Below are 24,968 nucleotides of genomic sequence, written 5' to 3' on the forward strand. Positions count from 1 at the left end.
CCCTACTCCGTCATGCCGGACTTGTCCCCGGCCCCGCTGTACCGCAACGCCAAGATGGCTGCCCATGCTGCACGATGGCCGCCGGAACAAGACCGGATGCCGGTTTAGAGGATCGAGTGTCATATCGGACGCATGGATGCGGCTCCGGTCACGCGTGACGAGATTGCGCTGGCGGCGCTGTCGCTGACCTGTTTTCCGACAATGAGAAGGAGCGCGCCGACATAATGCCGGCACGCGTTGATGTGCCGGATGCTGTGTTGTGGTTGAATCGCCGCCGGCAACGGGGCTGCTGGGACAGATGTCAAAGGGATGGCGGCGGGAGATATGACACACCGGTATGTGTCATATCTCCGGCCGCGCCGTGATGAGAATTACTTGTATAATATCGTTATATATCATAATCTAAGCAGATGTTATAAACTTTGAGTCTCACCGAGTGTGGAGCTCGGCGATCTCCGCTCAGCAGGCCCCCTGGCGGATTTAACCTACGGCGCCTTGGAGCAAGACGATTTTTGATTAACCACCGCCGTCATTCCCACGAAAGGGCTGCCCATCGAAGTAATATTTCGATGGGGCCCGAAAGCGGGAATCCCGCTTCTTCTTCTGGCTGCGGGGCAAGGCAGCGGAATCCCCATTTTCACGGGACGACAGAAGAAAATACACTTGAAGTCATCTGACTCTAGCGTGTTACCCCAACCGCCCGAGCGCCGCGGTCAGTCGCTCCGCCTCGGCCGATTTCTCGGCATGGTCGGCCTTGGCTTTCTCGACCGCCTCCGGCTTGGCGCGTTCTACGAAGCTGGCATTGCCGAGCCGGCCGGCCAGCGCATCGCGTTCCTTCTCCGTCGCCGCGATCCCCTTGGTCAGTCGGGCACGTTCGGCGTCGAGGTCGATCACGCCTTCGAGCGGCAGGATATAGGTCGCTTCGTCGACGACGAGCTGGATCGCGCCGCCCTGCACAGGCTCTTCGAGTACATAATCGACGCGGGCGAGACGACCGAGCACCGCTTTCTGGCGCGCCAGCCGATCGCTGGTCGCGGCATCGGCCTCCCGCACATGCAGGTTCATGCGCGCGCCGGGCGTGATGTTGAGCTCGTTGCGCGCGGCGCGGACTTCGCTGACCAAACGGATCAGCCAGTCGATTTCCTTGCTTGCCGCCGGATCGATCGCACGCGCATCGGCCATCGGCCACCGCGCGACGATCAGGTCGGTGTCGCGCGCACCGAGCTTCGACCACAGCTCTTCGGTGATGAAGGGCATGAAGGGGTGGAGCAGTACGAGCAACTGGTCGAGCACCCAGCCGGCCACGGCGCGGGTCTCGTCCGCCTCGACACCGGTCGCGGGCGCGTCCATCGTGCCGAGCACCGGCTTGATCAGTTCGATATACCAATCGCAGAAGCGGCTCCAGCCGAACTGATAGATCGCATTGGCCGCACCATCGAAGCGGTAATCGGCCAGCGCGAGATCGACCGCTTGCACGGTCTGGATCGTCTCGGCGATGATCCAGCGATTGACCGCCAGATTGGCCTTCGGCGCTTCGAGCGTCTTGCTCGCGACGATGCCGTTCGACTGGCAGAAACGCGCCGCGTTCCACAGCTTGGTCGCGAAGTTGCGATAACCCTCAACCCGCTTCTCATCCATCTTGATGTCGCGGCCCTGGCTTTCCATCGCTGCCATGAAAAAGCGCAGCGCATCGGCGCCATATTGGTCGATCAAACCGAGCGGATCGACCGTATTGCCCTTCGACTTGGACATTTTCTGCCCGTCCGCCGCACGAACCAAGCCATGCAGGTAGAGCGTGCGGAAGGGCACATCCTTCATGAAGTGCATGCCCTGCATCATCATCCGCGCGTTCCAGAAGAACAGGATGTCGAAGCCCGAGATCAGCACATCATTGGGATAGCGGCCGTGCAAGGTCGGGTTGGTATCCTCGGGCCAGCCCATCGTCGCAAAAGGCCACAGCGCGGAGGAGAACCAGGTATCGAGCACGTCGCTGTCCTGGGTGAGCGCAACGCCCTCACCCGCCAGCGCCTGCGCGCCGGCTTCATCTTCGGCAACGAAGATTCGGCCGTCCTCGGCGAACCATGCGGGGATACGATGTCCCCACCAGAGCTGGCGCGACACGCACCAGGGCTGGATGTTTTCCATCCAGTTGAAGAAGGTCTTTTCCCAAGTCTTGGGCACGATCTTGATCGCGCCCGACTTGACCGCCTCGATCGCCGGCCTGGCAAGCGTTGCCGCGTCGACATACCATTGATCGGTCAGCCACGGTTCGATCACCACGCCCGAGCGGTCGCCATAGGGCGTCTGGATCGTGCGCGGTTCGGAATCGTGCTCCGCCCCTTCCTTGTCGATGTGCGAAACCAGGAAACCGCCCGCCTTCAGTCGCGCAACGACGTCCTTGCGCGCTTCGGCGGTGGTCAGGCCGATCAAATCGGCCGGGATCAGTCCGTCGCTGGTCTGCTGCACCTGCGCCTTGGCGTCGAGCATGTTGAGCATGTCGCCGGCCTTGAACCCGGCGCGCTTTCCCACTTCGAAATCGTTGAAGTCGTGACCCGGCGTGATCTTCACCGCGCCCGAGCCCAGTTCGGGATCGGCATGTTCGTCGGCGACGATCGGGATCAGCCGGCCGGTGATCGGCAGCCGGACATTCTTGCCGATCAGCGCGGTGTAACGCTCATCGGTCGGGTTCACCGCGACCGCCATATCGGCGAGCATCGTTTCCGGCCGCGTGGTGGCGACCGAGATGGAGCCCGAACCATCTTCCAGCGGATAGCGCAGGTGCCAGAACTGGCCGTTGATCTCGCGCGTTTCGACCTCGAGATCGCTGATCGCGGTGCCGAGACCCGGATCCCAGTTCACCAGACGCTTGTCGCGGTAAAGCAGACCTTCGTTGTGGAGGTCGACGAACACCTTGAGCACGGCTTTGGAAAAGCCCTCATCCATGGTGAAGCGCTCATTGGCCCAATCCATCGAGCAGCCGAGGCGGCGCAGCTGCTGAGTGATGATCCCGCCGCTTTCGGCTTTCCACTCCCAGACTTTCTCGACGAATTGTTCGCGCGTGAAGTCGGTACGCTTCCGCTGGTGCAGCGCCATGTTGCGCTCGACCACCATTTGCGTGGCGATGCCGGCATGGTCGGTGCCGACCACCCAGAGCGCATCCTTGCCCTTCAGCCGTGCGTGACGCGTCAGGATGTCCTGCAGCGTATTGTCGAGTGCATGGCCGATATGCAGGTTGCCCGTCACATTGGGCGGAGGATTGACGATCGTCCATGGCTCCGCCCCCGGGCGATCGGGGCGGAACAGGCCTTCGCTTTCCCAATGGGCGTACCAGCGGGATTCGATTTCGGCGGGGTCGAAGGTTTTGGGAAGTTCGGTCATGTGAACGCCTTACCGTGACCCGGCCGCAATTTCCAAGCCAGCTATTGTGGAAGCGATCGGTGGTCGTACAGAAATGCGCCGGCGTCAGTCAGAATAGTCCGAAGGTCGGCGGGAAGTGGGCGCCAGCACCACAATGCCGGGCCGATTTTTTCCGCAATCAGTTCTGGCTCTCCGATCGAATTGTCGAATACCACGCACTCATCGACATGAGCCAAGAACCAGGCCAATTGCTCGAATGAACGCAGCCGCCGCGATGCCACCTGTCCGGAGGAACGTCGTGACCGCCTTCGGCCACGCGATTGCGGATACGGCTCAGCTGAAGTTCGAGCGTATCCAGGACGACGTAGATCATCCTCACCTCGAAGCCGCGATGCTTAGCCTTCTCAACAAGTCGACGATACTTTGCCGACGATAAGACCGTCTCCACACCGATCGTCTGATAGGCATTAATTGAGACGTCCAGCCACTCCTCGACCCGCTCGACAGCGGCCAAATTTGCCACCCCTTGTTCGAGCGATTCGCTTTCGACGATCTTCGAGGTCAGCAGATCCGGATTGATGATCCAAACCGATCCACCCCATCCCTCAATATCGGTACGGTTATAGAGTGAATTCTTGCCGCTGCCATTTGGCCCGGCAATGATCCAGAATATCGGTTTATCAGGCCTGCGCGGCGTCTTGATCGGCACGTGCGCGCTTCCGCTGTTCGGTCTTGATGCGCCGCACATTGGATCGAAATGCCGCAAGCATATCCTGCGCGAAAGTCGCGCTGTTCGCCTGTACAACCTTCATCTGAATGATCGAGCCATCCGGCGCATAAACGCGCTTCGTCGGCAGATCGCTCGGGCGGACATGTTTCGGCTTCTGCATCGTGTTTCTCCGTCCTCAAGATAGGGAGCGTCGGCGATCGAGGGAAGCGGTTACTTGCCGGTTGTATATTTACCCATCCAGCCAAGCACCTCGCCATACCATTGACGGCTGTTCTTCGGCTTCAGCACCCAGTGATTCTCGTTCGGGTTGACCACCAGTCGCGACGGGATATCGCGCCGTTGCAGCGCGGTGAACGCCGCCAGTCCCTGAGTATAGGGAATGCGGAAATCCTTCTCGCCGGTGATCACCAGCATCGGGGTCTTCCATTTGTCGACGTAATTGACCGGGTTCCATTTTTCATAAGCGGCGGGATCCTGGAAATAGGCCTTGCCGCCATGTTCCCATTCGTCGAACCACAGTTCCTCGGTCTCGTACGCCATCGCGCGGGCATCGAACACGCCGTCATGCTGGACGATGCACTTGAAGCGATCGGGCCATTGCCCTTCGATCCAGTTCATCATGTAGCCGCCATAGGAAGCGCCGAGCGCGCAGGCATTGTCACCATCCAGCCAGCCGAATTTGGTTGTCGCGGCGGCCAGGCCCTTTTGCAGATCCTCCAGCGGCCAGCCGCCCCAATTGTTGCGGATCGCATCGGTGAAGCCCTGGCCGTAACCGGTCGACCCATGGAAATCGACCGCGACCAGGCCGTAACCCGCGCCGGCAAACACCGCCGGGTTCCAGCGATATGACCAGCTATTGTTGCTCGCCCCTTGCGGGCCGCCATGGACCATGAAGGCAACCGGGACCTTGGCGTCGGCGGCGAGGCCGGCGGGTTTGACCGCATAGCCCCATACCGTGTCGTTGTTCGCGCCGGTGAAGCTGAACCGCGTCACCGCCGGCATCTCTATCCCGGCAAGCTTGCCGGCGTTGACCGAGGTCAGCCGCGTCACTTTCTTGCCGCTCAGGCGATAGAAATCGTCCGGCGCGGTCAGGCTGTTCATCGCGAACACCACGCCCTTCGCGGTCGGCACGATCGCCGACACCGCGCCCGTCTGAGTCAGGCGGGTCACCTTGCCGCTTGCCGCGTCGACCGACCAGATCGGTACCTCCTGCGTATCCTCCGCAGTGACATACAGGCTCTTGCTATCGCGCGCCCAGGCGATCGAACCGACCGAGCGATCCCAGCTTTCGGTCAGCGCGCGCGTCTGCCCGGTGGTGAGATCGCGCAGCATCAGCACTTGCCGGTCGGCTTCGTATTTCGGACGCTTCATCGCGAAATAGGCGAGGCTGCGGCCATCGGGCGAGACATTGGGCAGATTGTCCATGCCGTCATTGGCGTCGGTCAAATTGACCGGGGCGGTCGATCCATCGGCCGGCGCGGCGAAGATGTCGAGATTGGTCGACAAGGGTTCGGTGCGGCCGGCTTCGCGCAGCGCGAAATAGACGGTCTTGCCGTCCGGGCTCCAGGCCACTTCCTCACCACCGCCATAAGGCTTTGACGGCGCGTCGCCGACCAGCGTGCCTTCGATCGCGCTGCCGTCGCCGGGCGCACCATCGGCGGTCAGCGGCAGGACGAACAATTGCGACCGGGTGCCGTCCGCCCATGTATCCCAATGGCGCACGAACATCTGGTCGTAGGTCCGTGCTGCACCAGCATTGGGGTCCTTCTTGACCATCGCCGGGGCGAGGCTTGGCGCGCCCGGGCGCCGATCAGCCCATACGAGGATTTTGTCGCCGGTCGGGGCGACCTTGAAGCCACTGAAACCACCCTGGAAGCCGGTCAGCTTGCGCGGTTCGCCGCCGCCGATCGCGATCGACCAGATCGCGTCGTCCCCGCCCTTGTCGGACTGAAAATAGGCCGTCGTGCCATCGGCGGAGAATTGCGGCGCGGTTTCATTGACGTCAGCTTCGGCAGCGAGTTTTTCGGGTTTCGCGTTCTTCTTGCTCAGGTCGAGCCGCCACAGATCGAATCGGCCGCGATCGGCCGCCAGATCGGTCTCCCGCTGCTGCCAGACCAGCCAGCGACCGTCGCTCGACACATCAGGCGATGAGGCGCGCGACAGCATCGTGACGTCGTCGATGGTGAGTTGACGGGCGGCGGCTGGGGTGGAGGCTGTAACAGCAGCTGCGGCGATCGCGATCAGGCTCGCGGACAGGATCATCTTCATGGGTGCAACGATAGATCAGATGACGCCTTCTGAGCAACGGCCCGACCATGGCCAATGCGAGATGTCCTGAAACGGAAGCAAACCGCCGACGCCGTCTTCATCCACTGGTCAGAGCTGAAAATGAATCGCGCGCCGATGAAGCGGGGTAATTGCCAAAATGATCATTGCCAGGATCGCGATCGCACAGAGCAATGAAGCAAAATAGTCATCGGGGACGATCCGAAGCGCGAGCGCATAGCCCTGATCCTGCGGCGTCCTTCCGGCAATCAGCTTCACGCCCCCGATTGCGCTCAATATCTGACTAACGGTGAAGGCAAGGATCGCATTTCCGCCGAGCACGCGTAGCGGATAGGCTATTCGGGAGGTGGGGCTCCCGTCCAATGCCATCACGAGCAGACCGAGCAACGATAGCGACACGCCGCTGCTCAACAGCGCGAAACTGCTGGTCCAGATGCGTTTGTTGATCGGCATCCATTGGTCACAGACCAGCGCGATGACGATCAGCGCAATCCCCGCGGTTACGAAGACCATGGCGGCGCGATCCGGCCTGCGCTTCCACCACCAGGCAGCAAGCACGCCGGCCAGAACATTGACCGTCGCCGGCAATGTCGAAAGCAAGCCTTCCGGATCGTACGTAACCTTGCCGGCAGCATCGAGGCCATAGGGCCAGAGATGCGGAACGGTGAAGACGAGACGATCGATATAGCCGGGCAGGTTGCCGGCGGCATCTAGACGACCTGCGCCGATACCGGGCACCGGTACCGTGACGAGCACCAGCCAATACAGGAAAAGGATAGCCATAGCAGCAGCGGCAATGATCGGCATGCGTAAATGGACCACACCATCAGGTGCGTGCCGAGCGGTCAGCAGGCACAGCGCCGCCGCCAGTGCGTAGCAGAGCGCGATCCGCTGCAAGATGCCCGGAATGCGAAGCTGCGCAAGATCGAAAAAGGGCAGCGCGTTCAGCACCAGCCCGAGCAGAATGAGCGCGAACACCCGCCGGGCGATCCTGATCCACACCGCCGTCCGATGTCCCGGCAAATAACGCGCTTTGGGAAACGACAGACCAAGGGCAAAGCCGGTCGCCAGCAGAAAAGTGGGAAACACCATGTCGGCAGCGGTGAAGCCGTTCCACGGTGCGTGCTGCAATTGGCGATAGCTATTGGTCCAGGATCCTGGGCTGACGACCAGGATCATCCCTGCCACCGCCAATCCACGAAGCACGTCGAGCGCGACGATACGCGTTTTCGTAACCTTATCCATGTCGCCGCTCGCCTGAATACAGCCAACCGCTTGAAAGTAGCGGTTTAGCGCGTTTGCCCCGTGATCCGCGCAATCTCCCGCGCGACCATCGTCTCGACCATCGCCGGCAGATGCGAATCGAGCCAGTCGCGCAGCATCGGGCGGATCATCTCACGCACCATGCCTTCGAGCGTGTCGGAACCGGTCACCTCGGGCTTCACCACCATGCGCGACAGTGCCTCGAGCGGGCCGCGGCTTGCCTGTGTGGCATGGGCCGACAGGATCGAATCGGCTGCGACTGGCAGCGGTTGCTGCTGAACCGGGGGCTCCGCTGCTGGCGCTAATATTGCGGTGTGTTCCGCTGCGCGCACCGGATCACTCAATTCGAGAATCTCGTCAGTGCCGAAATCGTCGATATCGGCGCGCGGCGCCGGCGCGACAGGTCGAACCGGCTTGCGTGCACCGCGCGCGGACACGGCCGCGTCGCCTTCTTCGGCGATAATGCGTTTGATCGACGAGAGGATGTCCTCCATCGACGGTTCGGCGCTGACATCCCCCATCGGCAACCCTTAAAAAACCCGAGCGACCGCGTTCAGAACGGCCCTACTTCGGCTCACCTGCGGGATTTTCGACACCCCTGTCAACCGGTGCGTCGAGGATCGGGTCGAGCGGACGGGTGACTTCCGAGCCCTGCGCCGGGGTCTGGCGGGTGGTCGTGGCGACCGGCTGCGGTGCCGGATCGCTGCTCCAGTCGTTCCATTTTCCGCTTACCCGATTATAGTTGGTCACCGGATCGTAGAGCGCCCCGCCATCGAGCCCCAGGTCGCGTGCCTCGGCGCGGCCCATCGCCGCCTGCAGCGCGAAGCGCGCGACATAAGCGTCGCGCCGCGCGGTCACCAGGGTGACCTGCGAGTTGAGCAATTCCTGTTCGGCGTTGAGGATGTCGAGGATCGTACGGTTGCCGACACTGTTCTCGGCACGGACACCTTCGAGCGACAATTTGTTGGCGTTGACCGCGACTTCGGACGAAGCGATCACCTCTTCCGATGATTTCCACACCGCATAGGCCGATCGCGTGTTGGCAATCACGCCGCGCTCGGTTTCCGTGACCTGCTCGATCGCCTGACCGCGCCGCGCCTGCGCCTGACGCACCTGCGCACCGGGAAGGCCGCCCTGGAACAGCGGCAGCGTGAACGACAAGCCGGCGGTCGCCGATGTGCCGTTCTGCGACCCGATTCCACCCGGTACGTTCACGCCCGAGCCGAGTGTGCCGAGATAGTTGAAATAATTACCGTTCGCGACGGCGCCGATGCGCGGCAGACGCCCGGCCTTTGCCGCGTTTACGTCGAACTGGGTCGCATCGCGCGATTTTTGCGCGGCGAGCAACGTGGGATTATTGTCGAGCGCAACACCGACCGCCTGGTCAGCGCTGGTCGGCGAGCCGGGAATGGCGGGCGGGGTGTCGAGCGAACCGGGCACGTCGCCGACCAGCCGAACATAATTCTCACGGCTCGAAATCAGGCGCGATTCCGCCGTCTGCAACTGGCTGCGTGCCAAGGCGAGACGCGCCTCGGACTGGGCGACGTCGGTTCGCGTCAGGTCGCCGACCTGGAAGCGATCACGGCTCGCCTGCAAATTGACGTCGAGCACTTTCACATTCTGCTGGTTGAGCCCGACGATCGCCTCATCGCGGATGACATCCATATACGCGCCGACGACGGCGGTGAAGAGATCGGATTCGGTACCGCGCAGGCCCAATCGTGCCGCCTCGACACGCGTTTGCGCCCCGCGCACCGAATTCTTCACCGCGCCGCCGCTGTACAATGGCACGGTGAACTGAGTCTGCGCGTTGAGACTACGCTCGGGAGAATTGAAACTGGTCGCGCCGGGACCGTTGATGACGTTCTGGCTGAACCCGCCATTGGCGCTCAACCCAGGCCGCCCGGCGGATTTCGCGATCGGCACATTCTCGTCGATCGCGCGGACATTGGCACGCTCGCCCGACAATGTCGGGTTGGTATTATATGCCTTGGCCATCGCCTCGCGCAGCGTTTCCGCCGTTGCGGGCGCGGCGATCAGCGCCAGAGCGGTTCCGACAAACAGGTAAGTCCGGCGCATGTTCAGCGGCATCTTTCAGAAGGTGAAGGTCTTGGCCCGGGCGAAACCGGGCAGCGGAACACAATCGATATCGGCGAAATCGAGCAGCGCGAAGCCGCCTTCGGTCTTGCGGCCCGCAGCGAGGCGCGTGATGCCCCGGTCGGCGATACCCGAGACGACCCGTCCGCCGTCGCGCAGCTGCGCGATCAGCGAATCGGACACCTGCTCGACCGAACCGTCGATCATCAGCACGTCATAGGGCGCACCATCGGCATGGCCGGCCTCAAGCGCGCCTTCGACCAGCGTCACGTTACGATGGTCGGACAACGCCTGACGCGCGAGCGCGGCCAGCGCGGCGTCGCATTCGACCGCGACCACCGATGCAACCAGCTCGGTCAGCACCGCGGCGGTATAACCGCCGGCCGCGCCGATCAGCAGCACCTTGTCGCCGGGCAGCAAATACGCCTCGGTCAGCAAGCGGCCAGTGGCGATCGGCACGTTCTGAAAGCGGCCGCCGCCCAGCGGCAGCGCGGTGTCGCGGTACGCGAGCGCCTGCGCCTCGACAGGCAGGAAAGCCTCGCGCGGGACACGCGCCATCGCCGCGACCACGCGCGGGTCGCTGACTGCGTTGGTACGCAGCTGGCTCGCCACCATCGCATGGCGCATGACTTCGTAGCGGTCTGGATCGATTGCCGTCAGTTTCATTGTGCCACCTTGTCGCACAACTGTTTTAGTCGCGCAATACACTTGTTTCCCTAGCGGCTTCTATCGTGCGACGGCGCCCACGCCAAGCGAGCGTTGCAACCGAATGCGGTGAATTTCGCGCCCCATATCCACACGGGCGGTTGACAGGCGCCCCACCCCCTGTGCATTTCGCGCCCCTCGCATCGGGGCCCGATGGCGGAGTGGTGACGTAGAGGACTGCAAATCCTCGCACCCGGGTTCGATTCCCGGTCGGGCCTCCAGCGAATCCTTTCATGGTCGGGCGTTGGAAATAAGTGCGGCAAGGTTCGCGCTTCAACGATCAGCGCTTGTTTGCGGAATCCATCAGGAACGCGCCGACCGCATCGAACAGCGATTGCCGGTTTTCCTCCAGATGCATGCGGTGCCCGCCGCGCGGCAACATCATATCGCGCGCGCCGCCCGGCACGCCGGTCAACGCCTTGCCGAGCCACGCCGCATCGGCCGGGCGAGTAATCGCGTCCCACTCGCCATGCACCAGCAGTGTCGGCGCGCGGACGCCCGCCGGATCATAGGGGAAATGACCGGACCAGGCAGCGGCGATATCACGCTGCGGCCCGGCCGGAGCGATCACCACGGGCGGTGTGCGCGTCAGACTGCCCGGATCGGACGCCAGATAATCGCGCGCCCATGTCTCGAACAACGGACGTGCGATCAGCGATGCCTGGCCTGACGGCAGGCCCGACTGGAAGCCGTTCCATTGATCTTCAATGCTGACCGGGACGAGATCCGCAGCTGGCTCGTCCTTCGCCGGCCCGTTGCGGAGCGCGACCGGGCCGAACAAGATCAGGCGTTCGACCAGGTCGGGCCGACGGGCGGCGAAGGCACCGGCGGGTATCGTCCCCCAGGAATGGGCGAGGATCGAGAGTCGCTTGTGTCCCGACACTATCAACGCATGTTCGACCACTCGTCCGATCTGCGTCGCCGCGCCCTGCTGTTTCACATTCGGTCGCCGGTCCGATCCGCCGAAACCGGCAAAGTCGAACGCCCAGACATCGAAACCGCGCGCACGCAAATCGTCCATCCAGGATCGGCCATCGATACGGTATGCGACCGAGAGCCCGGACGGAAAGGTCGCGCCATGCACGTAGAGCACGCTCGGTCCGGGTCCCGGCTCATGCCTGACAAGGAGCGTCGGTTCGCCGGGGCGCCCGTCGAGTGATGCCACATCCTCGGCGCTGGCCGAACTTGCGCTCGCGAGCAGGATTGCGGCCATGGCGCCGCCCATGAGTAATTTAGACACGCTGTTTCTCCCCATCGTTTGTGGAAAAAATGCGGTCTAGCGAATGCCACGACGGCTTGTTTCGGCGCGGGCCGAAGCGACGGAGAAAACCTCGCGCCAGCAGAGAAGGAGCCCTCCACCCCGATCACGCGCGACGTGCTGTAGCGGTTGACCGTGATAGCGCGCGCAACTCAGTACACCTCATTGCCGAGATTGTTGGCGAAGAGGGTGAAGGTCGCCTTGCCAATCTCGACATCGCCGCCTTGATCAATCCGTCCAGACCGCCGCAGGGCGCTGGTCGGATGTCGATTTCCTCAAGCTGCTAAAGGCAACCGACTAGGATTTCCGGCGGAACAGGTTGCGGAACGGATAGGCGAACTGTACGCGATAACCACGCGGCACATCCTCCGCCACGCCATAGCCGGTCGGCCATTCTCCTTTCGGAAAATAATGCGTGCCGAACAGGCGGTCGAGCCAGGGAAAGTGGATCGCGAAATTCTTGTCGATCGCGGCCTCCTCGATCCCGTGGTGCCAATGATGGAAGCGCGGCGTGACGAAAAACCACCCCAGCCGGTCGAAATCGCCGCGCAGATTGGCGTGAACCAGCGACGCGTAAATATAGACCATCGCAATATAGGCCTGCATCACCGAGGGTGCGAAACCGAAAGTCAGCAAGGGCAGCGACGTCACCCCGCGCAACAGGATGATCTCGACGAAATGCATGCGCGATCCGGCGAGCCAGTCCATCGATTTGGCCGAATGATGAACCGCATGGAAACCCCATAGAAAGGGCCAGCGGTGGAAGGCGCGGTGGAACCAATATTGCACCAGGTCGGTCAACAGCATCGCCGCCGCGAACTGGACCAGCCAAGGCAGCGCGCCGACCCAGGCGCGGAACTGACCGAAGTTGCTGGTCGAAGCCATGATGAAGGTCGATGGCGCCAGCGCGAGGAAGGTGATCAGCTGCACCATCATCGAGCTGACCAGATAATAGAACAGATCCTCGCGCCATTCGGTGCGGAACAGGCGCTGATCGCGGCGGTGTGGCAGGATGCGTTCGATCGGCGCGAACATCAGGCCCGTCGCGATCATGTTCAACGCAAAGAAATCGATCCCGAAGAAGATGCCCCAGTCATGCGCTTCCGACGGCTGCACTGCCGCACCACCGAGCAACGTCGCAATCAGCGCGACAATAAGCGCGGTCGCCCCGAGCGCCTTGCGCGGCCGCAACAACAGGCTGAGCAACGCAAGACCATAAGCCGCGAGCAGCGTGATATGGACGAAGGCGCGAAAACCGGCCTGGCCGCGCACCAGTTCGAGTTGCGGCATCGCGAACCATTCCGGCCAGCGCAACGCCGCGACGAAACAGAGCCCGGCAACCGCGAAAACCAGTGAGAAGAAACCCGCAAACCAGCCAGTTCCGAACCCCCTCGCCTCGATCGGCGCCTCGAGATCGCGTAGCAAATTGCCGACCAGTCCCCGTTTCACCCACACTCTCCCCTACATAGCCGCCGGACCATATTCCATCGGACGGTAAAAAAGCCACCATGTCAGAGCAGCGCCTCAAGCAAGTCGATCAGCGGCCGATCGGCGGGCGGCATCGCCAGCGCACGCAAGCCGGCGATATCGACCCAGTCGAGCGCAACGGCATCGAGCGCCTGTGCCTCTCCTGCCCAGTCGCGGCAGATATAAAGTAACAACAGCAAGTGCCTGCCCCCAAGCGGTTCACTGGCGAAGGCGGCGGGGGAGAGCGCAGCGGCGCTCACTATGATGCCAAGCTCCTCTTCGAGCTCACGGATCAATGCCGCCTCGGGCGTTTCACCGGGTTCGAGCTTGCCGCCGGGGAATTCCCACAGGCCGGCCATCATCTTGCCCGGCGGGCGCTGCTGGACCAGCACCCGTCCCGCCGGGTCGATCAACGCGGCTGCGACCACGGGAAATAGGACTATTTCCGTGCGGTCGTTCGGGACGTTCGCCATTGGTTAACTCTCCTGGGCTAGATCAAACGTCATTGGGACCCGGGCGAAACCATATGATCACCGTGATTAAAAGGCTGGCACGTGACCGTAAGGGTGGCACCGCCATCGAATACGGCCTGATCGCCGCGCTCGTCGTCATCACCATGATCGCCGCGTTTGTCGAGGTCGCCAACACGACCACATCGATGTGGGGCAATGTGAACACCAAAATGGAACAGGCACGCGCCGGCCAATAGTCGCCTGCCAAATGGTTCCATTATTTTTTCGGTCCGGCTTAAACTTTCGTCAACCTAGCGCATCTAAACAGGTGTTGCTGGTCCGGTTCTCCGGTTCAGCCGGGTACTGAAGTCTGACAATTGGAGACCGGAAATGCAGAAGATTCGCAAGTTTTTCAAGAATACCAAGGGTGCAACCGCCATCGAGTACGGCCTGATTGCCGCACTGATCGCCGTCGCCGCCATTGCAGCGATGCAGGGCCTGGGCAACCAGCTGAAGACCACGTTCACCAACGTGTCGTCGAACATGAAGACCGGGTAAGCTCTAAAAGGCTTACATGAACAGGGGCGGTGCAACTTTGGTTGCGCCGCCCTTTTTCTATATCAGTTCGAAAATATAGTTAACGTCATATTAGCCGGTTGCTCAAAGCCGACCCATTGCGAGGAACTTCTCGCGCCTCACCTGACGAAGCTGCTTCTCATCCAGTCCGATCAACTCATCCAGCGCACTACCAATCGCGTCACCAAGCGTCGCGATTGCCTTGGCCGGGTCGCGGTGCGCGCCGCCCAAGGGCTCGGGTACGATCGTGTCGATCACGCCAAGTCCCTTCAGATCCTGTGCCGTGACTTTCATCGCTTCGGCCGCGTCGGCTGCCTTGTCGGCGGTGCGCCACAGGATCGATGCGCACCCCTCGGGCGAGATCACCGAATAGACCGCATGTTCGAACATCAGCACGCGGTTGCCCGCCGCCAGCGCGATCGCGCCGCCCGAGCCGCCTTCCCCGACGATCGCCGCGACCATCGGCACGCCAAGCGCAAGGCATTGCTCGGTCGATCGGGCGATCGCTTCGGCCTGGCCACGCTCCTCGGCCTGAACGCCGGGAAAGGCACCCGATGTATCGACCAGCGTCACCACCGGGAGCCCGAAGCGATCGGCAAGTTGCATCAGGCGGATCGCCTTGCGATACCCCTCTGGCTTGCCCATTCCGAAATTATGCCGGAGGCGGCTGGCGGTATCGTCGCCCTTTTCATGGCCGATGACCATCACGCGCTGCCCGCGAAAGCGTGCAAAACCGCCAAGGATCGCCTGATCGTCGCCAAAGGCGCGGTCGCCGGCGAGCGGCATGAAGTCGTCGAACAGTCCCGCGACATAGGTCAGGAAATGCGGACGTTCGCCGTGCCGGGCGACCTGCGTCTTCTGCCACGGCGTCAATCGCGCATAAGTGTCGCGCAACGCCTTATCGGACTTGGTCTGCAACCGTGCGACTTCGGCATCGATATCGACCGTGCCGTCGGCTGCGGTTTCGCGCAATTCATCGATTCGCCCCTGCAGGTCGGCGATCGGTCGTTCGAAATCGAGGAAGCTTGCCATCAGGTCGCGTCGGTTAAGCCCCCTGCCCCTTCACGTCAACGCGCGGCTTCACGGCGGTACGACGCTGCGCGTCGGCGAGCGGATGGCGCGAGTTGACCAGTTCGACCAGCCGGGCGCTGTCGATATGGGTGTAGATCTCGGTCGTCGCGATATCGGCATGACCGAGCATCGATTGCAAAGCGCGCAGATCCGCACCGCCCTCAAGCAAGTGAGTCGCAAAGGCATGGCGCAGGACGTGCGGGCTGACCCGCTCGGGCGGAATGCCGGCTTCTGCCGCCAGCGCCTTCACCAGCTGATACAGGCGCACGCGCGACAAATAGGTCTTACCCGAGGGGAACAGCCATAACCGATCGGCGGCGACATGATCGCGCCAGACGGCCACCGCCGCCCGCGCGCGATCGGAGATCGGCACGAGCCGTTCGCGCCCACCCTTGCCGCGCAAGATGAGATAAGGCCGGTCGGGCGCGATCGCATTTCGCGGCAGCGATACCAACTCGGTCGCGCGCAAGCCCGACCCGTAGAGCAGCTCGACCAATGCAAGCAGGCGCAAGTCGCCCGGATCGGGCGGATCGCGCGCGATCCGCGTGGCGATCGCGGCGAACAGCCGGTCGACATCTCCATGGTCCAATGTCTTGGGCAAGGCGCGTTGCGCTCCGGGCCGGGGCAATGCCGCACCGGGATCGTCGGTTCGGTGCCCCTCATCGGCAAGAAAGCCATAGAACCGGCGCAGCGCCGCCGACTTGCGCGCCACACTGGAGCGCGACAAGGTCAGCCAATGTTCGCCAAGCCTGGCCAGGTCGATCGTCGATGCCCCTGCCAGCCGATGGTCGAGATGTTCGGACGCGAGCATCAGGTCGCTGCGATATGCCGCGATCGTGTTCTTTGCCGCGCCCGCTTCCGCCGCCATCATCTCCAGGAACCGCTCGACCAGATCGCGATCCGGCACCGAACGGTTCGAAGCCCCGGTCAAAGTCGTGCGATCGCCTCGGCGGCGATCATCCGCGCCTCACCGGTCATCCCGACCGCGCGCAGTGACGCGACCGTCCGGTACAGCACCTCGGGCGGAACACCATGCCAGTCGCTGGTCTGCATGCCGATCGCGGCGAGCAACAGCACCAGACCGGGCTGATTCTGCCGCGCGGCGCGGTCGATCGCCCGGGTCCAGCCATTCTGCACACCGATCGGCACGTCGAGCGAGCTTGCGCCGTTTTCGATGTCGCCGGCGGGGATCCTGCCCAGCCCGGCCATCCCGGCGAAGAACATGCGTTGCTTCAGGCCGTTGCTGTCGTTCTTGCCCGAATAACCAGTGACATCGCCTAAACTATACGCGACGCGCGAATCGGCATCCGACAATGCCAGCATCGCCCAGGCATCGCTTCCCCTCGCGGCCCGGCTGCTCCAGCGTTGCGCAAAGCTGTCGAGACCTGCCGTCAGCATCGATGCGACGATCCGGTCGACATCCGCATCGACCGTGTCGATCGGCAAACGTACTACCGCGCGTGCGGTCAGGATCAACCGGGCGAACCGCCCATCGGCGGTCTTGGGTTCGTCCCACAGGCCGCGCAGCGCGGTCATGCGTTCGGCCCGCGTCGCGCCGGCATAGGCGGTGCGCAGGTCGCGAGCGACGCCGACTTCGGCGAGCGACTGGTCGTCCTCCGCATCGAGCGCCCCGTAAAGATCGACCAGTGCCGCGTTCGACAACACACCGCGCGCAGCCGCATATTCCGCCGGCGCGATCCGGCTGCGCGTATCGAGAAACGGCGATTGGGCGCGCCATGACTGAACGTGCGGCGCGACGGTCTTGAACAGGCTGTCGGGGATTTCGGTACCGGTCGCGGTCGCCAAACCATAGCGGAATGCGGTCAGTTGCGTGACGCTATCCCATTCGATCGTGATCGCCTGGCGGCCGCGCGATCCGGTACCCGCCACCTTCCTGGCAAGCAGCATGTCGACGCCGCGCGCCACGCCGGCGCGTTCGGCGGCCTTCAGGGCCGGCATAGCCTTGGCCGGCAAGCCGGCAAGCCCAGCGCAAATCCCCGGCGCCAGCAGCCAGGCGCGTTCGCCGGCGACTTTCGCGCCCTGATCGGTGAGCGAACACAGCGCGCCGGGGTCACCGGTCGCGAGCGCGGCCTGCATCGCCGCCTGATACAGCTTGGGCGTGTAATTGTCCGAATCGACGCCCTGCACGACGGCGCGCGCGGCGACCGATTCGCCCATGCGAACGAGCAGCCAGGCGCGCTCGGCGGCGAAGTCGGCACCATTGACCCGGGCCGGGGTGTCGATCCGCGCCATGATCGCGCGGCGCAGGCCGATCGACAACCAGCGCGAGGCGATCGGCGCATTGAGTCGGCGCATCAAAGTTTCGAGGTAGATGCCGTCCACGCCACGGAACGCGGTCGGCGCCAGCGCGCCCTCTGCGGGGCCCGCCGCGCCGACGCGAGCAAGCGAGCGCCGAGCATAGTCCGGCATCTCGTACCGCACCGAAGCCGTGACCTGCGGCATGGTCGGATCGACCGGCGTCGGAATCGACGATGGCGCGGGCAACGGAACGGGCACGGCGTCCCCCGGCAGAGACGGCGTTGCCGTGGCGCCTGGGCGCGGAAGCGCCGTCTCGGTCGGCCGCGGCCGAACGGGCGGCGTCGGAGCGGGCGCAACGACCGGTTCGTCGAAGCCGGGTGGCAGCAGCGATTCGGGCTTGTCCTGACCCAGCGCGGGAATCCCCACGCCGAGCAACGCTATCGCAAGCGCGCCGAGCGACGCGTTAGTTCGAGAGATTCGCAAGCGGAACCACCTTCTCGACGCGGACTGGCGTCTTTTCACGAGCGCCACCGGCGAGCAGGAACAGTCCGCCGACCAGCACGACCAGGACGACGATAAGCGTAACCATCATGCGGGACATGAAAAAAACCCTGTGAAAACGAAAAACGATACAGCGCGAGCGACCTTTTGCCGCAGACGCGGGGTCGCTGTATAGCCCCGGCGCAATGTTGCAAAGCCAGACGCCCCATACCCGCTGGACCGGCCAGCCTATCGTTCTCGTCGGCCTGATGGGCGCGGGCAAATCGACCGTGGGCCGCCGCCTCGCCGCGCGCATGCACCTGCCCTTCGTCGATGCCGATACCGAGATCGAGACGGCGGCGGGCATGTCGGTCGCCGACATCTTCGAAAAATTCGGTGAAGCGCATTTCCGCGACGGTGAGCGGCGCGTCATCGCGCGGCTGATCGACGGTACGCCAAAGGTCATCGCGACCGGCGGCGGCGCCTTTATCAACGACGATACGCGCGCGCTGATCCTTGACCAGACGATCGCGATCTGGCTCGACGCCAATGCCGATGTGCTGGCCGATCGGGTTCAGCGCCGCGACACCCGACCGCTGCTTCGCGGACGCGATCCGCGTCAGGTGCTGATCGACCTCGCCAAGGTACGCAACCCGTTCTACGCGATGGCGCAGATCCGCGTGAAGAGCCATCACGCGCCGCACGAAGCCACCGTCAATGCGATCCTGAAGGCGCTCCGTCCATGACCATCGTCACCGTCGAACTGGGAGCGCGCAGCTACTCAGTGATCATCGAGAACGGCCTGTTGGCAAAAGCGGGCGAGCATCTCGCACCGCTCGCGCGCGGACGGACGATGGCGATCGTCACCGACGAGAATGTCCGGCCGCATCTCGCCACGCTGCAGGCATCGCTGAGTACGGCGGGCGTTGCGAGCGAAGCGATCGTCCTGCCGCCCGGCGAAGGCAGCAAAAGCTGGGCGACGCTGGAGACGCTGACCGACCGCCTGCTCGATCTCGGCGTGGAGCGCGGCGACCATGTCATCGCGCTTGGCGGCGGGGTGATCGGCGACCTGGTCGGCTTCGCCTGCAGCATCCTGAAGCGCGGCTGTGGTTTCGTGCAAATCCCCACCACTCTGCTCGCTCAGGTCGATTCGTCGGTAGGCGGCAAGACCGCGATCAATTCGCGTGCCGGCAAGAATCTGGTCGGCGCCTTTCATCAGCCGGCGCTGGTACTGGTCGACCCGACTACACTCGACACACTGCCGCTGCGCCAGGTGCGCGCGGGTTATGCCGAGGTTGTGAAATACGGGCTGATCGACGATTTCGATTTCTTCGAATGGTGCGAGGGTAACGCCGCGGCTTTGCTGGCCGGCGATTCCGGGGCGCGCGCTTACGCGATCGCCCACAGCATCGCCGCCAAGGCGCGAATCGTCGCCGAGGACGAATATGAGACGACCGGCAAACGGGCGCTGCTCAACCTGGGCCACACATTCGGCCATGCACTGGAGGCCGAAGCGGGGTTCTCCAACCGGCTGCTTCACGGTGAGGGTGTGGCGGCGGGCATGGCGCTGGCGTTCGGCTATTCCGCCGATCGCGGGATCTGCCCCGGCCAGGATGCGTACCGTGTCACGACGCATCTTGGCGCGATCGGATTGCCCGACGGGATCGCCGCCACGGGGCTGAAAGCCGATGGCGCGACGCTGGTCGGGCATATGATGCACGACAAGAAGATGGCGGCTGGCACCCTGCCCTTCCTGCTCGCCCGGGGGATCGGGCAGACCTATCTGGACAAGTCCGTGGACCTGGCCGAGGTCAGGGCGTTTCTCGATGCTCTGCCGCGCTGAGTTGATCGCGCGCCCGTTTCAGAAACGCCCTTCCCCGTTCGTTTCGAGCGGAGGTTGGGCGGTGCGAGCTAGGCCCGTGCACTCCAGGCCAGCCACAGCCAGCCGATAATCAACAGCGTGCCCCCGATCGGGGTGACCGCGCCAAGCCATTTGGGCATCCCCAGCGCCATCAGATACAGCGATCCGGCGAAAAACGCCCCACCTGCCAAAAACATCACAGCCGGCCCCTTCGCTTCGAACCGTAGCGCAACCAGCGCGGCGACGGCATGGATCAGCTGATATTGCCCGCCGGTCTTGAGCCACTCGACTGCATGCCCGGTCGCGCCATGCGCCCCGAAAGCGCCGGCCGCGACAGCAACTGCGCCCGACAGCGCGGCAAAGATCATGATCCAGTTCATGTGAGGCCTCCCAGCAATTCCCGTACTCGCTGCACGATCAGCGCGCTACCGACGATCAAGGCCGCGACGCTGATCGCCAGCACGGCCCCGGCCAGCATGTCCTTGGCTGCCTTGATCTCGGGATGAAGTCCCGGGTGAAGCAGGTCGATCACCGCCTCAAGCGCCGAGTTGATCAATTCGAGCGCGAGCACCAGCGCACAGGTCAGTGCGACGATCGCCCACCAGATCGGCGCGGGGCGCAATATGACCAGCGCGATGAATGCAAGCAGCGCGACCATTGCCTGAGTCCGAAAACTCCGCTCCCGTCGCCATGCCGCTCGCCATCCATCCATCGCGAAACCGATCCGCTCGCCGAGCGACCGATTCTTCACTTAGCCCCGCCATCTGTCACACCGGGCCGGGCATCCTGCGTGATGATGCGGTCGCGCGCGGCGCGGAGATCGCCGCTCTCATATTGCGCCTTGAGCCGCTCCTTGTCGCGCGCGCGGTAATGCTCCTCGGTGCGCGCGATCTCCTCCTCTCCGACATCCAGGCTGCGCAGCGCCAGCCGGGCCATCTTGACCGCCGACTCCATCACTTCGCGCACCACGCCGGAAGTCGGCGCGTCCTTGAGTTTGAGCAGGGCGCGACGATCATAGGCGCGGACGAAAATCTCGGCCCGGGGGAAAGCTTCATGCACCGCCTCGACCAGTTCGGGGCCGATCTGGTCATTGTCGATGCAGAACATGATCAGCTCCGCTTCCGCCGCGCCCGCCTGGCGCAACAAGTCCATCCGCGTGCCATCACCATAATAGACCTTGGCACCGAAGTTCGCCGCAACGTCGATCATCTCGATATCGGTGTCGATCAGCGTGACGGGAATGCCCTGTGCGACGAGCATCTGGCCGACGGTCTGGCCGAATCGCCCATAACCGACGATCAGCGCATTGGCACCGTCCGGGGTCGGCCCCTCGCGGTTTTCCGTGCTGGCCGGCTCGGTGCGGACGCGCTTGGTGATGGTCATCAGGAACGGCGTGCTCGCCATCGACAAGGTGATGATGGCGCCGAACAGGCTCGCCGCTTCGGGGGCGATCAGCATGGCATTCTGCGCCTGGGCGAACAGCACAAATCCGAATTCGCCGCCCTGGCTGAGCAACAGGCCGAGCGCGAGTGCCTCGCGCCAGCGCATCTTGAACGCGAGGCCGATGCCCATGATGATCGTCGCCTTGGTCGCGATCAGCGCGAGCGCCATGCCAGCGACGAACAAGGGCCGTTCGGCGATCGCATGCAGGTCGAGCAACATGCCGATGGTCAGGAAGAACAGGCCGAGCAGGATTGAGCGGAACGGCTCGACATCCGCCTCCAGCTCATGGCGGTAGGGCGAATCCGCAAGCATCACGCCGGCAACGAACGCGCCGAGCGCGGTCGACAGGCCAAGCGATTCCATCACCGCCGCGCTGGCGATCACCGTGAACAGGCCGGCGAAGACGAACATCTCGCGCTCGCCCATATTGCCGATGATGCGGAACAACGGCCGCAGCAGGAAACGACCGGCGAGGATCAGCCCGACAATCGCGATCAGCGTATAGATGAACAGCAACCAGCCCGGCGGACCATTGGCATCGGCGGGATTGCGCGACATGACCGCGATGATCGTGATCAGCGGGACGATCGACAGATCCTGGAACAGCAGGATGGAAAAAGCGCGCTCGCCGAACGGCTCGCGCATGCGTCCGGCCGATTGCAGCATCGGCAGCACCTGTGCGGTCGATGACAGGGCCAGCGGAAGTCCGAGCGCCAGCACCGCGGCCAGCGACGATCGCGTTGCGATCCACACGACCGCCGATATGGCGATGCCGCACAGCACGACCTGCAACGCGCCAAGGCCGAATATTTCCTGTTTCATCTTCCACAGGCGGCTCGGATTGAGTTCGAGACCAACGATGAACAGGAGGAGGGTGATACCAAGCTCGGCGATGCCCAGCTTTGTTTCGGCACCGCCGACCAGCCCGAGTAGCTGCGGGCCCACCACCGCGCCGGCAACCAGGTAACCCAGCGTCGCACCCAGGCCGAGGCGACGGAAGATCAGGACGAAGACCAGCCCGAAACCGAGCATGACCACGCCATCCCGCAGCAGCGAGGTGGTAGCATGCTCCATCAGTGCGCCGGCTCTTTTGTTGCGGCCAGCGCGGCATCCGCGGCAGCCTCGAACGCGAGGCGGATCGACGCGTGGCGCGCGCTGTGCGGTAAGGCGGGCACGAACAGGTCGAAGCCGGTCCAGCCGGGCAAAGGCCCCGCGCCCGCCAGCCATGCGGTCAGTGCGTCGCGCGCCTCGGCCAGCTGCCCCGGCGTTTTGCCGATCACATCCGCCGCCAACAGCGACGATGATGCCTGACCCAGCGCACAGGCGCGGACCAGCATGCCGACTTCGCTCACGCGTCCGTCGGCGTCGATATTGATATCGACCGTCACCCGGCTGCCGCACACCGGCGAACGCTTTTCCGACGACCCCATCGGGTCGGTCAGCCGCTCCTGATAGGGAATCGTCGCGGCAAGCCGCAGGATATCTTTATTGTAGAGCGGCGCGTTCATGGCCGTGCCTCTTCGGTCACATTGCTCGCGGCACGCCCGTTATCGTTCAAGCCGAACACGGGCTGTCCCTTGCGCCGCCGATCGACGAAATCGGCGATGCTCGAGCTGGTCGTATTGAGCAACGGGTACGTTCGCGAATCGGTCAGCCATAAGGGCCGGCTGGCCGGGCCGCCGCTCATCGTGTCGGTGACCAGGACGACGAGCAGAAAGACGAGGCTCGACAGGATCAAGCCCTTGATCGCGCCGAAACCGAAGCCGAGCGCACGATCGACCGGCCCGAGCACCGATGTCCGCGTGCGGTTGCCGAGCGAACTCGCCACCATCCGCCCGGCGAAATAAGTCACCCCGGTGATGACCGCAAAGGCAAGCACCGCAGCGCCCGACACGGTGCCGACGATCCCGGTCATCATCGACGCGACCGGGGAATGCAGCATCTTCAGCGCGAAGATGATCGCGACCCAGGCGAACAACGACAATATCTCGGTCACGAAACCACGCATCAACCCCAGCCCGGCCGAACCGAGCACGGCGATCAGGACGAGGATATCGAGTGCGGTCAGTCCCATCGTGTGCCTTCATACCTATCAAGCGCGGACCCCAATCTTCCGTTCGTTTCGAGCGAAGTCGAGAAACAGGCCCCATGCGTCGCGCATGGTTTCCCGACTTCGCTTGAAACGAACGGAAGGTGTATCCGAGGATCGGAGATAGAGCGCCGAGCCCGGCCGCGCTACCCACGCCCGAGCATATGGTCAACGAAAGCGCCGAGCGTCCTGAACCCGGTCAGCTTCAACCCGCTCTTGTCGTCGGTCACCGCCGCCGGCACCAGAGCGCGTTCGAACCCAAGCTTGCTCGCCTCCTTCAGCCGCAAGGCTCCGTGCGCGACTGGGCGGATCTCGCCCGACAAGGCGATCTCGCCGAACGCCACGGCATCGACCGGCACCGGCCGCTCGCTCAGTGCCGAAACCAGCGCTGCCGCGACCGCCATATCGGCGGCGGGGTCCTGCACGCGGTAACCGCCGGCGATGTTGAGATAGACCTCCGAGGTCGAGAAACTCAGCCCGCAACGTGCCTCGAGCACGGCGAGCACCATCGCCAGCCGCCCCGAATCCCAGCCGACCACCGCCCGCCGGGGTGTCGCGCCCGAGGCAAGGCGCACGACCAAAGCCTGGATTTCGACCAGCACTGGCCGCGTGCCCTCCAGCGCGGGAAATACCGTCGTCCCCGTCACGCCCTCGTCACGCTGGGTCAGGAATAGCGCTGATGGATTGGATATCTCGGCCAGCCCCTCGGCGACCATCGCGAACACGCCGATCTCATCGGTACCGCCGAAGCGGTTCTTGATCGCGCGCAGGATACGATACTGATGGCTGCGCTCGCCCTCGAAGCTGAGCACCGTGTCGACCATATGTTCGAGCACGCGGGGGCCGGCGATGCTGCCGTCCTTGGTGACGTGACCGACCAGCACCACCGCCGTGCCGCGTTCCTTGGCAAAACGGATCAACTCCTGGGCCGAGGCGCGGACCTGGCTGACCGTGCCGGGTGCGCCCTCGATCAGGTCGGAATGCATCGTCTGGATCGAATCGATCACCAGCAGCGCCGGTGCCTTGCCCTGCCCCAGCGTGGTCAGGATATCGCGCGTCGAGGTCGCCGCGGCGAGCTGCAGCGGTGCATTGCCGAGGCCAAGGCGCCGCGCGCGCAACCGCACCTGATCCGCCGCTTCTTCGCCCGAGACATAGACAACCGACAACCCGGCGAGCGCCATTTTCGCCGCCGCTTGCAACAACAGGGTCGATTTACCGATCCCCGGATCGCCACCGATCAGCGTCGCCGACCCCTCGACGAACCCGCCACCCAAAGCGCGGTCCAGTTCGGCGATGCCACTCGGCATGCGCTCAGGCAGCGCGATCTCGGCGTCAAGCCCGACAAGCTGGAAAGCACGACCGCCGGATTGCAGATTATGCTTGGCCTGGAATGGCGTGACAGTGCCGCCGGCCTCCTCGACCAGCGTGTTCCATTCCGCACAATCGGCGCATTGGCCGGCCCAGCGATGCGAGACCGATCCACAGGCCTGACAGACATAGCGCTTTTGAGGTTTTGCCATAGAACGGCGATGTAGCTGAAACGGAACGAGAGGGGAACATGCTTCTTACTCCCG

Annotated in this window: 25 protein-coding genes and 1 tRNA gene; 5 read left to right on the plus strand and 21 right to left on the minus strand. The window is 63.7% G+C overall.

Going from position 1 to position 24,968, the window contains the following annotated elements:
- Positions 1–687 precede the first annotated feature (687 nt).
- From ACVWZA_RS06710 to ACVWZA_RS06745, 8 genes are all read right to left on the minus strand, one after another.
- Complete coding sequence (locus ACVWZA_RS06710) at positions 688–3,378, minus strand: valine--tRNA ligase (protein WP_457310395.1); 2,691 nt, start codon at positions 3,376–3,378, stop codon at positions 688–690.
- Positions 3,379–3,535: 157 nt separating this feature from the next.
- Positions 3,536–4,066, minus strand: a complete 531-nt coding sequence (locus ACVWZA_RS06715) for a zeta toxin family protein (protein WP_457310396.1) — start codon at positions 4,064–4,066, stop codon at positions 3,536–3,538.
- Positions 4,038–4,247 carry a hypothetical protein gene (locus ACVWZA_RS06720; protein WP_457310397.1) on the minus strand — a complete coding sequence of 70 codons (210 nt, stop codon included), beginning with the start codon at positions 4,245–4,247 and terminating at the stop codon, positions 4,038–4,040. Before ACVWZA_RS06720 ends, ACVWZA_RS06715 begins: the two co-directional genes overlap by 29 nt.
- Positions 4,248–4,297: 50 nt before the next feature.
- On the minus strand, positions 4,298–6,355 hold the full coding sequence (locus ACVWZA_RS06725; RefSeq protein ID WP_457310398.1) for a prolyl oligopeptidase family serine peptidase: 2,058 nt from the start codon (positions 6,353–6,355) through the stop codon (positions 4,298–4,300).
- A gap of 108 nt (positions 6,356–6,463) precedes the next feature.
- Positions 6,464–7,618, minus strand: a complete 1,155-nt coding sequence (locus tag ACVWZA_RS06730) for an acyltransferase family protein (protein WP_457310399.1) — start codon at positions 7,616–7,618, stop codon at positions 6,464–6,466.
- 44 nt (positions 7,619–7,662) lie between these two features.
- Entirely contained in the window at positions 7,663–8,157 is a 495-nt protein-coding gene (locus ACVWZA_RS06735; protein ID WP_457310400.1) for a DUF2497 domain-containing protein, read from the minus strand.
- 43 nt (positions 8,158–8,200) lie between these two features.
- The gene (locus ACVWZA_RS06740) at positions 8,201–9,715 is read right to left on the minus strand and encodes a TolC family outer membrane protein (RefSeq protein WP_457310401.1); all 1,515 of its coding nucleotides are present in this window, start codon (positions 9,713–9,715) and stop codon (positions 8,201–8,203) included.
- A gap of 15 nt (positions 9,716–9,730) precedes the next feature.
- Entirely contained in the window at positions 9,731–10,399 is a 669-nt protein-coding gene (locus ACVWZA_RS06745) for a protein-L-isoaspartate O-methyltransferase family protein (RefSeq protein WP_457310402.1), read from the minus strand.
- 186 nt (positions 10,400–10,585) lie between these two features.
- On the opposite strand from ACVWZA_RS06745, the gene ACVWZA_RS06750 reads away from it, so the two are divergent.
- A tRNA-Cys gene (locus ACVWZA_RS06750) sits at positions 10,586–10,659 on the plus strand.
- Positions 10,660–10,718: 59 nt separating this feature from the next.
- On the opposite strand, the gene ACVWZA_RS06755 is transcribed toward ACVWZA_RS06750, so the two are convergent.
- From ACVWZA_RS06755 to ACVWZA_RS06765, 3 genes are all read right to left on the minus strand, one after another.
- Positions 10,719–11,678, minus strand: coding sequence for an alpha/beta hydrolase (locus ACVWZA_RS06755; protein ID WP_457310403.1), 960 nt, complete (start codon positions 11,676–11,678; stop codon positions 10,719–10,721).
- A gap of 315 nt (positions 11,679–11,993) precedes the next feature.
- Positions 11,994–13,145 (minus strand): sterol desaturase family protein, encoded by a 1,152-nt coding sequence (locus ACVWZA_RS06760; protein ID WP_457310404.1) that lies wholly within the window; start codon positions 13,143–13,145, stop codon positions 11,994–11,996.
- 62 nt (positions 13,146–13,207) lie between these two features.
- Entirely contained in the window at positions 13,208–13,636 is a 429-nt protein-coding gene (locus ACVWZA_RS06765) for a (deoxy)nucleoside triphosphate pyrophosphohydrolase (RefSeq protein ID WP_457310405.1), read from the minus strand.
- A 53-nt stretch (positions 13,637–13,689) separates the two neighbouring features.
- Here ACVWZA_RS06765 and ACVWZA_RS06770 point away from each other — a divergent pair, with 53 nt between their 5' ends.
- Positions 13,690–13,872, plus strand: coding sequence for a Flp family type IVb pilin (locus ACVWZA_RS06770; protein ID WP_457310406.1), 183 nt, complete (start codon positions 13,690–13,692; stop codon positions 13,870–13,872).
- Between the two features lie 133 nt (positions 13,873–14,005).
- The gene (locus ACVWZA_RS06775; RefSeq protein ID WP_457310407.1) at positions 14,006–14,173 is read left to right on the plus strand and encodes a Flp family type IVb pilin; all 168 of its coding nucleotides are present in this window, start codon (positions 14,006–14,008) and stop codon (positions 14,171–14,173) included.
- Positions 14,174–14,275: 102 nt separating this feature from the next.
- Here the strand turns inward: ACVWZA_RS06775 and ACVWZA_RS06780 are convergent, their stop codons facing one another.
- Genes ACVWZA_RS06780 through ACVWZA_RS06795 form a run of 4 tightly spaced genes read right to left on the minus strand, consistent with a single transcriptional unit; the run spans position 14,276 to position 18,122 of the window.
- The gene (locus tag ACVWZA_RS06780; protein WP_457310408.1) at positions 14,276–15,223 is read right to left on the minus strand and encodes an acetyl-CoA carboxylase carboxyltransferase subunit alpha; all 948 of its coding nucleotides are present in this window, start codon (positions 15,221–15,223) and stop codon (positions 14,276–14,278) included.
- Between the two features lie 13 nt (positions 15,224–15,236).
- Positions 15,237–16,133, minus strand: a complete 897-nt coding sequence (locus tag ACVWZA_RS06785; RefSeq protein WP_457310538.1) for a tyrosine-type recombinase/integrase — start codon at positions 16,131–16,133, stop codon at positions 15,237–15,239.
- A 56-nt stretch (positions 16,134–16,189) separates the two neighbouring features.
- Entirely contained in the window at positions 16,190–18,004 is a 1,815-nt protein-coding gene (locus tag ACVWZA_RS06790; protein WP_457310409.1) for a hypothetical protein, read from the minus strand.
- On the minus strand, positions 17,985–18,122 hold the full coding sequence (locus ACVWZA_RS06795) for a hypothetical protein (RefSeq protein ID WP_457310410.1): 138 nt from the start codon (positions 18,120–18,122) through the stop codon (positions 17,985–17,987). The genes ACVWZA_RS06790 and ACVWZA_RS06795 overlap by 20 nt, the downstream gene beginning before the upstream one ends.
- An 85-nt stretch (positions 18,123–18,207) precedes the next feature.
- On the opposite strand from ACVWZA_RS06795, the gene ACVWZA_RS06800 reads away from it, so the two are divergent.
- Complete coding sequence (locus tag ACVWZA_RS06800; RefSeq protein ID WP_457310411.1) at positions 18,208–18,747, plus strand: shikimate kinase; 540 nt, start codon at positions 18,208–18,210, stop codon at positions 18,745–18,747.
- On the plus strand, positions 18,744–19,844 hold the full coding sequence (gene aroB / locus ACVWZA_RS06805) for a 3-dehydroquinate synthase (protein WP_457310412.1): 1,101 nt from the start codon (positions 18,744–18,746) through the stop codon (positions 19,842–19,844). The genes ACVWZA_RS06800 and aroB overlap by 4 nt, the downstream gene beginning before the upstream one ends.
- Positions 19,845–19,912: 68 nt before the next feature.
- On the opposite strand, the gene ACVWZA_RS06810 is transcribed toward aroB, so the two are convergent.
- The 6 genes from ACVWZA_RS06810 to radA form a co-directional block, all read right to left on the minus strand.
- Positions 19,913–20,242 (minus strand): DUF423 domain-containing protein, encoded by a 330-nt coding sequence (locus ACVWZA_RS06810; protein WP_457310413.1) that lies wholly within the window; start codon positions 20,240–20,242, stop codon positions 19,913–19,915.
- Entirely contained in the window at positions 20,239–20,613 is a 375-nt protein-coding gene (locus tag ACVWZA_RS06815; protein ID WP_457310414.1) for a diacylglycerol kinase, read from the minus strand. Before ACVWZA_RS06815 ends, ACVWZA_RS06810 begins: the two co-directional genes overlap by 4 nt.
- Positions 20,610–22,379 carry a cation:proton antiporter domain-containing protein gene (locus tag ACVWZA_RS06820; RefSeq protein ID WP_457310415.1) on the minus strand — a complete coding sequence of 590 codons (1,770 nt, stop codon included), beginning with the start codon at positions 22,377–22,379 and terminating at the stop codon, positions 20,610–20,612. Before ACVWZA_RS06820 ends, ACVWZA_RS06815 begins: the two co-directional genes overlap by 4 nt.
- Positions 22,379–22,813 (minus strand): iron-sulfur cluster assembly scaffold protein, encoded by a 435-nt coding sequence (locus ACVWZA_RS06825; RefSeq protein ID WP_457310416.1) that lies wholly within the window; start codon positions 22,811–22,813, stop codon positions 22,379–22,381. Before ACVWZA_RS06825 ends, ACVWZA_RS06820 begins: the two co-directional genes overlap by 1 nt.
- Positions 22,810–23,379: a CvpA family protein gene (locus ACVWZA_RS06830; RefSeq protein ID WP_457310417.1), complete on the minus strand. Its 570-nt coding sequence runs from the start codon at positions 23,377–23,379 to the stop codon at positions 22,810–22,812. The genes ACVWZA_RS06825 and ACVWZA_RS06830 overlap by 4 nt, the downstream gene beginning before the upstream one ends.
- A gap of 161 nt (positions 23,380–23,540) precedes the next feature.
- Positions 23,541–24,914, minus strand: coding sequence for a DNA repair protein RadA (gene radA, locus ACVWZA_RS06835; RefSeq protein WP_457310418.1), 1,374 nt, complete (start codon positions 24,912–24,914; stop codon positions 23,541–23,543).
- Between the last annotated feature and the right edge of the window lie 54 nt (positions 24,915–24,968).

It is taken from the genome of Sphingomonas sp. UYAg733 (genome assembly GCF_054057355.1).

Excerpts from the sequence above, each read along its gene's own strand:
- ACVWZA_RS06775 (WP_457310407.1), top strand. The coding sequence starts at position 14,006 with ATGCAGAAGATTCGCAAGTTTTTCAAGAATACCAAGGGTGCAACCGCC.
- ACVWZA_RS06730 (WP_457310399.1), bottom strand. The coding sequence starts at position 7,618 with ATGGATAAGGTTACGAAAACGCGTATCGTCGCGCTCGACGTGCTTCGT.
- ACVWZA_RS06780 (WP_457310408.1), bottom strand. The coding sequence starts at position 15,223 with ATGGCAAGCTTCCTCGATTTCGAACGACCGATCGCCGACCTGCAGGGG.
- ACVWZA_RS06745 (WP_457310402.1), bottom strand. The coding sequence starts at position 10,399 with ATGAAACTGACGGCAATCGATCCAGACCGCTACGAAGTCATGCGCCAT.
- ACVWZA_RS06735 (WP_457310400.1), bottom strand. The coding sequence starts at position 8,157 with ATGGGGGATGTCAGCGCCGAACCGTCGATGGAGGACATCCTCTCGTCG.
- radA (WP_457310418.1), bottom strand. The coding sequence starts at position 24,914 with ATGGCAAAACCTCAAAAGCGCTATGTCTGTCAGGCCTGTGGATCGGTC.
- ACVWZA_RS06825 (WP_457310416.1), bottom strand. The coding sequence starts at position 22,813 with ATGAACGCGCCGCTCTACAATAAAGATATCCTGCGGCTTGCCGCGACG.
- ACVWZA_RS06820 (WP_457310415.1), bottom strand. The coding sequence starts at position 22,379 with ATGGAGCATGCTACCACCTCGCTGCTGCGGGATGGCGTGGTCATGCTC.
- ACVWZA_RS06720 (WP_457310397.1), bottom strand. The coding sequence starts at position 4,247 with ATGCAGAAGCCGAAACATGTCCGCCCGAGCGATCTGCCGACGAAGCGC.
- ACVWZA_RS06830 (WP_457310417.1), bottom strand. The coding sequence starts at position 23,379 with ATGGGACTGACCGCACTCGATATCCTCGTCCTGATCGCCGTGCTCGGT.
- ACVWZA_RS06810 (WP_457310413.1), bottom strand. The coding sequence starts at position 20,242 with ATGAACTGGATCATGATCTTTGCCGCGCTGTCGGGCGCAGTTGCTGTC.
- ACVWZA_RS06765 (WP_457310405.1), bottom strand. The coding sequence starts at position 13,636 with ATGGCGAACGTCCCGAACGACCGCACGGAAATAGTCCTATTTCCCGTG.
- ACVWZA_RS06800 (WP_457310411.1), top strand. The coding sequence starts at position 18,208 with ATGTTGCAAAGCCAGACGCCCCATACCCGCTGGACCGGCCAGCCTATC.
- ACVWZA_RS06740 (WP_457310401.1), bottom strand. The coding sequence starts at position 9,715 with ATGCGCCGGACTTACCTGTTTGTCGGAACCGCTCTGGCGCTGATCGCC.
- ACVWZA_RS06770 (WP_457310406.1), top strand. The coding sequence starts at position 13,690 with ATGATCACCGTGATTAAAAGGCTGGCACGTGACCGTAAGGGTGGCACC.
- ACVWZA_RS06795 (WP_457310410.1), bottom strand. The coding sequence starts at position 18,122 with ATGTCCCGCATGATGGTTACGCTTATCGTCGTCCTGGTCGTGCTGGTC.
- ACVWZA_RS06725 (WP_457310398.1), bottom strand. The coding sequence starts at position 6,355 with ATGAAGATGATCCTGTCCGCGAGCCTGATCGCGATCGCCGCAGCTGCT.
- aroB (WP_457310412.1), top strand. The coding sequence starts at position 18,744 with ATGACCATCGTCACCGTCGAACTGGGAGCGCGCAGCTACTCAGTGATC.
- ACVWZA_RS06710 (WP_457310395.1), bottom strand. The coding sequence starts at position 3,378 with ATGACCGAACTTCCCAAAACCTTCGACCCCGCCGAAATCGAATCCCGC.
- ACVWZA_RS06785 (WP_457310538.1), bottom strand. The coding sequence starts at position 16,133 with ATGATGGCGGCGGAAGCGGGCGCGGCAAAGAACACGATCGCGGCATAT.